Raw genomic sequence first — 1,329 nt, 5'->3', positions numbered from 1 at the left:
TAAATCGGGTAAGGGCTAGTTTCTCTCCAGCCCTCCCCACACCACCCTGCATGCGGCTCCGCACAGGGCGGTTCATCGCCATTATGAATAATGGAACTTAACCCATTGGTCTTTAATCGAGACTAGGCCTTGCGACTCTAGCCACTTGTTATTTAAAGCCAGTTGTACCGCCTTGGTTTTTGCTAGGCGGTAATATCCCTTTGAACTCATACCCAAACTGATTGCCACTGATTTGGAAACGCCTAATCGCATTAGATTATGAATACGTGTGCGTATTCTGCGCCATTGTTTTAAATAGCACATCCTGATACGTCGCCGTATCCATTGATCCAGTAGCGGAATCGGTCGGTAGTATTCGCTCAACCCAAAGTAATTTCCCCAGCCTTGAAGATATTGCCTGAGTTTTTCATACCGATATGCCCAGCTGACTCCCCACGAACGCCCCGTTAATTCACGGATGCGGTGCTTGAAGTTGGCGAGACTTTTCGGACTCCAGACAATCTTCTTGCCTTTAAAGGCAAAGCCCAGAAAACACAGATGCTGACTGCTGACCACTTGGCTTTTCTCGGTGTTGATGGGAAGCTTTAGCGTTTCCAGATAGGCAGTGACTTCGGTTTTAATACGCTCTCCTTCCGTTAAGGATTTGACGCTGATGACAAAATCATCCGCGTAACGTGCAAAACGATAGCCTTTGCTTTCTAAATAACGATCAAGATCATCCAGCATGATATTGGCGAGCAAAGGCGAGAGTGGGCCGCCTTGTGGTACGCCGCATCGCGTTGGCTCACGTTGCCCCTTGATGCTCACCTCGGCACGCAGATATTTCCCAATCAGTGCCAGCAGTTGCTTATCAGTCACCCATTTGCCGAGTCGGTTCATTAATAAGTCATGATCGACTTTATCAAAGAACTTAGATAAATCAATATCCACGGCATAGCCATAGCCGTCTTTAATACCTTTCTGCACGGATTTAACGGCATCATGCGCAGAGCGGTTAGGACGAAATCCATGACTGTGATCTGAAAAATCAGGATCTATGAGGGGCTGTAACACTTGTGTGATGGCTTGCTGGATCACTCTGTCATGCCCCCTGTGTCAGAATAGTTGCCGCCTCTAAAATAAACTTTAGAGGAAAGAAAAATGAGTCCAAAATATACCGAAGGATTTAAAATACAAGCGGTAGAAAAAGCCCTTAACCGATCACCTGAAATATCACTGACAGAGATGGCAAAAACATTGGGAATAAGTCGTTCAGCTTTGCAACGATGGATTACTCAATCTAAGAACCATCAATTGGAAAATATTTCTGGTAATACAGCCTCACTTGCA

General features: G+C 45.7%; 2 protein-coding genes. One reads left to right on the top strand and one right to left on the bottom strand.

Going from position 1 to position 1,329, the window contains the following annotated elements; translation table 11 throughout:
- Window positions 1-81: 81 nt before the first annotated feature.
- Window positions 82-1,077: a reverse transcriptase domain-containing protein gene (locus BQ7314_RS12105; RefSeq protein WP_174483945.1), complete on the bottom strand. Its 996-nt coding sequence runs from the start codon at window positions 1,075-1,077 to the stop codon at window positions 82-84.
- A gap of 63 nt (window positions 1,078-1,140) precedes the next feature.
- Here BQ7314_RS12105 and BQ7314_RS12100 point away from each other — a divergent pair.
- Window positions 1,141-1,329, top strand: a 189-nt coding sequence (locus tag BQ7314_RS12100; protein ID WP_174483944.1) for a transposase, incomplete at its 3' end; no start/stop codon positions are given.

The sequence above is a fragment of the methanotrophic endosymbiont of Bathymodiolus puteoserpentis (Logatchev) genome (assembly GCF_900128525.1).
Classification (GTDB): Bacteria; Pseudomonadota; Gammaproteobacteria; order Methylococcales; family Methylomonadaceae; genus Methyloprofundus.
This window is presented reverse-complemented; position numbering and strand designations above follow the sequence as displayed.